This is a genomic window from Comamonas sp. HJ-2 (assembly GCF_053615495.1).
On record NZ_JBSIFD010000053.1, the window covers coordinates 1 to 8,165 of the forward strand.

General features: G+C 63.5%; 7 protein-coding genes and 1 tRNA gene. All 8 read left to right on the forward strand.

Translation table 11 applies throughout. The features are described from left to right. The coding region (locus ACWGXF_RS24030) for an electron transfer flavoprotein subunit alpha/FixB family protein (protein ID WP_452102576.1) at nucleotides 1-225 on the forward strand (225 nt) is incomplete at its 5' end. A 128-nt stretch (nucleotides 226-353) separates the two neighbouring features. Next, the gene (locus tag ACWGXF_RS24035; protein ID WP_452102577.1) at nucleotides 354-1,340 is read left to right on the forward strand and encodes a tripartite tricarboxylate transporter substrate binding protein; all 987 of its coding nucleotides are present in this window, start codon (nucleotides 354-356) and stop codon (nucleotides 1,338-1,340) included. 86 nt (nucleotides 1,341-1,426) lie between these two features. After that, complete coding sequence (locus ACWGXF_RS24040) at nucleotides 1,427-2,971, forward strand: class I adenylate-forming enzyme family protein (protein WP_256631196.1); 1,545 nt, start codon at nucleotides 1,427-1,429, stop codon at nucleotides 2,969-2,971. A gap of 42 nt (nucleotides 2,972-3,013) precedes the next feature. Continuing rightward, nucleotides 3,014-3,784 carry a class II aldolase/adducin family protein gene (locus ACWGXF_RS24045; RefSeq protein WP_256631195.1) on the forward strand — a complete coding sequence of 257 codons (771 nt, stop codon included), beginning with the start codon at nucleotides 3,014-3,016 and terminating at the stop codon, nucleotides 3,782-3,784. Between the two features lie 181 nt (nucleotides 3,785-3,965). Further along, entirely contained in the window at nucleotides 3,966-4,895 is a 930-nt protein-coding gene (locus tag ACWGXF_RS24050; protein WP_202789267.1) for a 2-hydroxyacid dehydrogenase, read from the forward strand. Between the two features lie 74 nt (nucleotides 4,896-4,969). Then, a complete protein-coding gene (locus tag ACWGXF_RS24055) occupies nucleotides 4,970-5,956 on the forward strand; it encodes a tripartite tricarboxylate transporter substrate binding protein (protein ID WP_256631194.1) in 987 nt (328 codons plus the stop codon). Between the two features lie 180 nt (nucleotides 5,957-6,136). Beyond that, nucleotides 6,137-6,213: transfer RNA gene (locus tag ACWGXF_RS24060), tRNA-Gln, on the forward strand. Between the two features lie 492 nt (nucleotides 6,214-6,705). Then, the gene (locus ACWGXF_RS24065; RefSeq protein WP_452102578.1) at nucleotides 6,706-8,094 is read left to right on the forward strand and encodes a TonB-dependent siderophore receptor; all 1,389 of its coding nucleotides are present in this window, start codon (nucleotides 6,706-6,708) and stop codon (nucleotides 8,092-8,094) included. The last annotated feature ends 71 nt before the right edge of the window (nucleotides 8,095-8,165 follow it).

Below are 8,165 nucleotides of genomic sequence, written 5' to 3' on the forward strand. Positions count from 1 at the left end.
GCGCCCAACGACCTGCAAGTGGGCCAGACGGGCAAGATCGTGGCGCCCCAGCTGTACATTGCCTGTGGCATCTCGGGAGCGATCCAGCATCTGGCGGGCATGAAGGACTCCAAGGTGATCGTGGCGATCAACAAGGACCCGGAAGCACCGATCTTCTCGGTGGCCGATTACGGTCTGGAAGCCGATCTGTTCCAGGCAGTGCCGGAGCTGGTGAAGGCGATCTAAGCCTTGCCATGGCACCCCCGCAACAAGGCGGTGCCAACGGCCCGGACAACGTTGTCCGGGCCCTGGCCAGAGCGGCACACAAGTATGTGCCCCGGCCCCACCTGGTTCAGAGATTCAGGAGACAAGACATGCAGATTTCCCTTGACCGCCGCAGCCTGGTGCTCGCCATAGCCGCTTTTGTGACTGCCGCAGGCACCGGCGCATCAGCCTGGGCACAGTCCGGCGACTATCCCGCGCGGCCGGTCACGCTGATCGTGCCGTTCCCGGCCGGCGGCCCCACAGACCGCCATATGCGTTCGCTGGCCGACATCGCAGGCAAGCACCTGGGCCAGCCCGTCATCGTCGAGAACAAGCCCGGCGCGGGCGGCACGCTGGGCCCCGGCACCATGGCGCGCACCGCCAAGCCAGATGGCTACACCATCACCCAGTTCCCCATGTCCATGCTGCGCATGGCGCATATGCAAAAGACCGCCTGGAACCCGGTCACGGACTTCAGCTACATCATCGGCGTCTCGGGCTATACCTTCGGTTTCACGGTGCGCTCGGATTCACCCTACAAAAGCTTCAACGAGTACATCGCCGCCGCGCGCAAGACTCCCGGCAAGATCGAATACGGTTCCACGGGCATAGGTTCCTCGCCGCATCTGCTGATGGAGGAGCTGGCCGAGAACGCCAAGGTCACTCTCAATCATGTGCCTTTCAAGGGCAATGCCGACCTGCAGCAGGCCCTGCTGGGTGGTCATGTGGCCGCGCAAAGCGATGCCTCGGGCTGGGACACCTATGTGAATGGCGGCCAGATGCGTCTGCTCATGACCTTCGGTGAAAAGCGCACCCAGCGCTGGCCCGACGTGCCCACGGCCAAGGAGCTGGGCTATGGCGTGGTCTCCACCTCGCCCTACGGCCTGGCGGGGCCCAAGGGCATGGACCCGGCCGTGGTGCGCAAGCTGCACGACGCCTTCAAGAAGGCCATGGACGATCCGCGCCATGTCGAGGTGCTCAGGCAGCTCAATCAGGACGCCTGGTACCGCTCGGGTGCCGACTATGCGCAATGGGTGCGCGAGGCCTACGCCAAGGACAAGGTCCTGATCGATCGCCTGGGCCTGGCTGCCAAATAGGCCTGTCCTCCAATGCGCCCGCAGGGCCGTGGGGCCCGCAGGTGCAGTCCGCTTGAGATTCGTGAATTCCTGAAACGGAGCCCCTCATGACTGTTTCCCTGCCTTCGCCCGATGCACCCTTCACCACGCTGGCTGCGCTGATCCGCAGCCATGCGTGCCAGCAGCCCGGCCATGCCGCGCTGCGCGACGACCAGCAGACGCTGAGCTACGCCCAGCTCGACGCCCTCATGGACCGCGTGGCAGCAGCCTTGCAGCGCGAAGGTGTGCTGCCCGGTCAGGCCATTGCCATCTGCGCGTTGAATTCGGTGTGCTATGCCGCCCTGTTCCTGGGCGCGCTGCGTGCGGGCGTGGTGGTTGCGCCGCTGGCGCCATCCTCCACGGCCGAGAGCCTGGCTTCCATGCTGCGCGATGCCCAGGCGCGTCACCTGTTCCTCGACCAGGCGGCTCAGGACCTGGTGCCCGCAGACACCGGACTGCAATGCATCTCGCTGGACGGCGTGGCGCCGGGCCGTGCCTTCGAGGACTGGCTGGCACCCAAAGGCGCGCAGCCCGCTGCCGTGAGCCTTGCGCCCGAGGCACCGTTCAACATCATCTATTCCTCGGGCACCACGGGGACTCCCAAGGGCATCGTGCAGTCGCACGGCATGCGCTGGACCCATATCAACCGGGGCGGCGTCTACGGCTACGGCCCCGAGGGTACGACGCTAGTGGCCACACCGCTGTACTCCAACACCACACTGGTGGTGTTCTTCCCCACGCTGGGCAGCGGCGGCTGCGTGGTGCTGATGCCCAAGTTCGACGCGGCGCGCTATCTGCAACTGGCCCAGCAGCACCGCGTCACCCACACCATGCTGGTGCCCGTGCAGTACCAGCGCATCATGGCACTGCCGCAGTTCGGCGAGCATGACCTGTCGAGCTTTCAGGCCAAGTTCTGCACCAGTGCACCGTTTCGCGCCGAGCTCAAGGCCGATGTGGTGGCGCGCTGGCCAGGCAGTCTCACCGAGTTCTACGGCATGACCGAAGGCGGGGGCACCTGCATCCTCGAAGCCCATCTGCACCCGGACAAGCTGCACACCGTGGGCCAGCCCGCCGAAGGCCATGACATCCGCCTCATCGACGAGCAGGGCTGCGAGGTCGCTCCCGGCGCGGACGGCGAGGTCGTGGGCCATTCGGCCAGCATGATGAGCGGCTACCACGGCCAGCCCGCCAAGACGCGCGAGGCCGAATGGTTCGATGCCACGGGCAAGCGCTTCATCCGCACGGGCGATGTGGGCCGCTTCGATGCCGACGGCTTTCTGACCCTGTTCGACCGTCGCAAGGACATGATCATCAGCGGCGGCTTCAACATCTATCCCAGCGACCTGGAGGCTCAGTTGCGCGCCCATCCGGCCGTGGACGACGTAGCCGTGGTCGGCGTGCCCTCCGAGCAATGGGGAGAGACGCCCGTGGCCTATGTGGTGTCGCGCACGGGCCAGCCGGCCAGGCCCGAGGAGATCATGGGCTGGTACAACCAGCAAGCCGGCAAGACCCAGCGTCTGGCCGACCTGCGCTTCATCGCCGAGCTGCCGCGCAGTGCCATCGGCAAGGTGCTCAAGCGCGAGCTGCGCGATCAGTACGCTGCGGAGCGCTGAGCCTGTCTTCCATTTCACGATGCCCATCACGAGACATATCCCATGAGCCATGACACCACGATGTCCGAAGTCCGCCGCCAGGTGACGCCCGAGGAATGGCAGACTCGCGTCGAGCTGGCTGCCGCCTACCGGCTGGTCGCCCACTTCGGCTGGGACGACCTGATCTTCACCCACATCTCGGCGCGCGTGCCGGGCCAGCCCGGCCAGTTCCTGATCAATCCCTACGGCATGCTGTTCGACGAGATCACTGCGTCCAGTCTGGTCAAGGTCGATCACGAGGGCCAGCCATTGATGGAGACCGAGTACGACGTCAACCCCGCCGGCTTCGTCATCCACAGCGCCATCCACGACGGCCGCCCCGAGGTGCAGTGTGTGCTGCACACGCACACTCGCTACGGCGTGGCCGTGTCGGCGCAAAAGGATGGACTGCTGCCCATCTCGCAGCAATCCATCTTCCCGCTGGTGCGCCTGGCCTACCACGACTACGAGGGCGTGGCTCTGCGCGATGACGAGAAGCCGCGCCTAGTGGACGATCTGGGTGCGAGCAACTTCCTCATCCTGCGCAACCACGGGCTGCTCACCTGCGGCCGCAGCGTGGCCGAGGCCGTGCTGGCCATGTACACGTTGGAGTCGGCCTGCCGCATCCAGATCCTCGCGCAGTCGGGCGGCAGCGAGCTGACGTGCATCCCGCAGACCATCATTGCCGACGCGGTCAACCAGTCGCGCCAGGTCACCAAGGGCAAGGGCGCGGGCCTGGCCTGGCCGGGCCTGCTGCGCCGCCTGGATCGTATCGACCCAAGTTATAAGGACTAACACCCCCTGAGTCGCTGCGCGCCTTCCCCCGTTGCACGGCGCCCTCTCTCGCTTCGCGGGAGGGGGACGACACCCTTGCTGCGGGGCGGCGCGGCCGGCATAGGCCCTTGCTTGGCGTCCCTCGCTTGCGCTGTTGCCGTTTCGCAGGCAGCGAACAGAGCTCAGATTCATGGAGAAATCAATGGGAATTCTGGTCAACATCCACCCCAGCATGGGCACGCCCATCGTCGAGTCGCTGCGTGCGCTGGCACCCGATCTGCGCGTCTGGGCCCACCGCGACGAGGCGCCTGCCACCGAGGTCGAAGCCATGCTCGCCTGGAGCCTCAAGCCCGGCGTGCTGCCGGCCTATCCGCAACTCAGGCTGCTGTGCGCACCCAGTGCCGGTGTGGACAAGTTGCTGGCCGTGCCCGATCTGCCGGCTGGCCTGCCCGTGGCGCGCACCGTCGATCCGCAGCAGCATGTGGAGATCGCTCAGTATGTGGTCGGCACCGCGCTGCGCCATACGCGCGAGCTGGATCTGTTCGCGCGCCAGCAGCAGGCGGGTGACTGGCTGCGCCGCCCCGTGCGCGCCAGCGCCGATTGCCGCGTGGGTATTCTGGGTCTGGGCGAGGTCGGTCGCTTCGTGGCTGCTGCCATGCAGGCCGTGGGCTATCCTGTCGCGGGCTGGAGCCGCAGCGCCAAGAACATTGCCGGCCTGACCACCCACAGCGGTGCTGAGGGTCTGCAGCAGCTGCTGTCCGGCAGCGACATTCTGGTCTGCGCCTTGCCGCTTACGCACGAGACGCGCGATCTGCTGAACCGCCGCACGCTCTCCCTGCTGCCGCGTGGCGCCTATTTCATCAATGTGGGGCGCGGCGAGCAAGTGGTCGAGGATGAACTGCTGGCTCTGCTCGACGAAGGCCATCTGGCCGGCGCCGCGCTGGACGTGCTGCGCGAGGAACCGCCCCAGCCCGGCAACAAGGTGTGGGGGCACCCCAAGGCCTTTGTCACTCCGCATATCGCGGCCCAGGCTTCAGCCGACACCGTGGCCCGCCAGTGCCTGGAGAATCTGCGCCGCCTGCGTGCGGGCGAGCCCTTGCTCAACCTGGTGGACGTGGCCCGCGGATACTGAGACGTATTTCCCTTTCCCTTTCCCTGTCGCGCTGCCGCGCGGCGCTTTATCCTTGCAAGAACCAAGAGACATTCATGCCTTCGACATCTCGCCGCAGCTTTCTTCAATCGAGCGCCGCAGCCGGCGCCGCCATGCTGGCTCCCTCGGTCTGGGCCCAGAGCCCCTGGCCCTCCAAGCCCATACGCATAGTCGTTCCCTATACGGCGGGCGGCTTCACCGACCAGATGGCCCGTCTGCTGCAAGTGGGTTTGCAGAAAGCGCTGGGCCAGCCCATCGTCATCGACAACAAGCCTGGTGCGAACAGTCTCATCGGTGTGGATCAGGTGGCCAAGTCCGCACCTGATGGCTACACGTTCGGAGTGGTGATTGCCGCTTATGCGGCCAACACCACGCTGTATCCCAAGCTGCCCTACAACCCTGGCAAGGATCTGGTTGGCGTGTCTCTGATGGGGATCTCGCCTCTGGTTGCTGCAGTGTCCAACAATGCTCCGTTCAAGACCACGCGGGAGCTGATTGCCTATGCCAAGGCACATCCTGGCAAGGTCAGCTTTGGCTCCTCGGGAAGCGGCTCCAGCGCGCATCTCACAACCGAGTTGATGAAGCTGCTGACCAAGACGGATATGACTCATGTGCCCTACAAGGGGGCCGCACCGGCACTGACCGACCTCATGGGTGGTCAGATTCCGCTGTTCCTAGATCCTCCGCCCAATCTGATCCAGCCTGCCAAGGCCGGTCGCATTCGTCTGATTGGCGTGGCCAGCGACAAGCGACTGGCGGTTTTGCCCGATGTACCGACATTTGCCGAGCAAGGCATCCCCGACCTGATGGGCAGCACCTGGGCAGCAATGATTGCACCGGCAGGAGTGCCCAAGGAGATCGTGCAGCGCATGTCCGTCGAAGTCGCTCGCATCATTCGCAGCCCTGAAATCACGCAGCGCATGCAGCAGACCATGGGTACGTTTGCCGAAGGATCGACGCCAGAGGAATGCGATCGCTTCATTGCTGCGGAAACCGCCAAGTGGGGCAAGGTCATTCGCGAGGCCAAGGTCACGCTGGACTGATGGCATCGCCTGCAGTGCGCCATGCAAGCGGTCGCAGATCTGGCATCGGGCGCGGCCGCGAGCCAGGCCGGTTCAGCTTCCGCGAAGCGCCTGGCAGGCATTGAGCGTTTTTGCCTTCAGGCCCTGATCGCCGGAGTTCTCTCAAAGTTGGGAAAACCGCGCTATAATCGCTTTCTCTTTAGGGGAGTCGCCAAGCTGGTTAAGGCACTGGATTTTGATTCCAGCATGCGAAGGTTCGAATCCTTCTTCCCCTGCCAAGATATAAAAGCCCCGGTTGTTTATGCAGCCGGGGCTTTTTCTTTGTGCTCGATGCGCATCTGCCATCTTTGGCGTCGGGCCTGCTACCGCCATTGAGTGATGCTTATGCCGTGCATCTTCCAAGTGCCAGAAGCGCGGGGATTTCGCAAAAGTCCACTTTTCCATCGGAACCCACTGGGCGAGGCGCCACGCAGCGCCAGAGCACCCTGTTGCTGCAGTGAAGCCGGCTTGATGCCGGTGTGTGAATAGCATCAGCTGGGTATCGGCCAGGCAACAGGCTGGCAGATGCGCAGCGATACAACCGCAGAGGCAGGCGCTACTGTTTTACAAAACAGTGGCAATTTTTTTACCTGAGCTTTACAATCCTCGCGAAAATGGAATTGAGATTGATTCTCGTTCTGTTTTTGCTGCCAGCCCCTATACGGTGTCTCCGTTCCAGCCACAGCGTCATTCGTTCTTCGGCACTTCTTGTCTGAAGAGAACACCTAGGCTTGTTTTTTACGCTCATGCTGGAACGCTCGTTTTTCCCGGTCGCCGGGGTTTTGCCATTTCGTCTTCATGCCACGGCTGTGGCCGTCAGCGTGGTCTGCCTGCTGCCTGGTCTCAGCCATGCACAAGAGGATGCCGCCTCGACACTGGCAGAAGTGACGGTGCAGGAAAAGGCCATTCCCAATGTCTATGGAGAGTCGAGTGATTCCTACGTGGCCGGCGGAGTCGAGGTCGGCAAGGCGGCGCAGTCTCTGCGCGAGGTTCCGCAGTCGGTGACTGTGGTGACTCGTCAGCGCATGGACGATCAGGCCATGCGCACGCTCGATGATGTGATGAAGTACACCACCGGGATCACGCGCGAAGAGACCTGGCTGGATACGACCTATCTGTCCCGCGGCATGAACATCACCAATTTCCGGTTCGATGGCGGCGCTGCCAGCTCCTCTCGCTCGGGCAGTCGCAGCCTGGACATGGCGCAGTTCGACAGCGTCAGCGTTCTGCGCGGGGCCGACGGTCTGTTCGGTGCCGGCGAGGCTGGCGGGGTTCTGAACTTCACCTACAAGAGGCCACAGGTCAAGCGTCAGACGCAGGTGCTGCTCTCCGGCGGAACCATGAGCAACTATCGCACAGAGCTCGACACCACGGGCGCGTTGAACGAAAGCGGAACCCTGCGTGGCCGTTTCGTGGCCGTGAACCATGACCGAAAGGAAATGGCAGCCCCATCCAGGCTCAAGCGGCAGATGCTGTATGGGGCGCTGGAGATGGACCTGACGTCCAGCACGGTTGCCACGCTGGGTGCCAGCTATCAGAAAGACAGGAACACGGGCTTCAATGCCAGCCTGCCGCGCTATGCGGATGGCAGCGATATCGGCTTTGCGCGCAATACCAACTTTGGTGCACCCTGGAACTGGATCAATCGCGAGAACACCACGGTCTTTGCCAAGCTCGAGCAGCAACTCGGCAATGACTGGCTGCTCAAGACCCAGCTCAGACACACCCGCTTCAATGAGGGCGTGAATGGCGCGGAGATCGAAAGTTCGCCGGATCCCGTCACGCTGCAGGGTGCGGACTGGTGGATCCATCAAGCCAAGTCACGCGAGCGTGAAACCAGCTTCGATATCAATTTGCAGGGCAGCTTTGATGCCTTGGGTCAGCGCCACGATGTGATACTGGGTCTGGATCAGCACCGCAACAGCAATACCAATCGAAGCCTGTGGCCCAGAGTGGGGCCTGCCGACGTCTTCAACCGGATTCCACCGCAGGATCCGGGCTATCCGCTCGGTGACTGGACCAGCGGCTCGCAGACCAAGACGCAAAAAAGCGGCCTCTATGGCTCCGTTCGTCTGCGTCCCGTGGAACGTTGGTCAGTCGTGCTTGGCGGACGCTGTTAATTTCCACGCAAAACTGACCCGCCGGGGGTGCGGATAAAAACTTGGACTGGTTTTATGCGGCTAGACCAAGT

Bases quoted from the DNA above. Each gene is read 5' to 3' on its own strand.
- ACWGXF_RS24045 (WP_256631195.1), top strand. From the start codon at position 3,014: ATGAGCCATGACACCACGATGTCCGAAGTCCGCCGCCAGGTGACGCCC.
- ACWGXF_RS24050 (WP_202789267.1), top strand. From the start codon at position 3,966: ATGGGAATTCTGGTCAACATCCACCCCAGCATGGGCACGCCCATCGTC.
- ACWGXF_RS24040 (WP_256631196.1), top strand. From the start codon at position 1,427: ATGACTGTTTCCCTGCCTTCGCCCGATGCACCCTTCACCACGCTGGCT.
- ACWGXF_RS24055 (WP_256631194.1), top strand. From the start codon at position 4,970: ATGCCTTCGACATCTCGCCGCAGCTTTCTTCAATCGAGCGCCGCAGCC.
- ACWGXF_RS24035 (WP_452102577.1), top strand. From the start codon at position 354: ATGCAGATTTCCCTTGACCGCCGCAGCCTGGTGCTCGCCATAGCCGCT.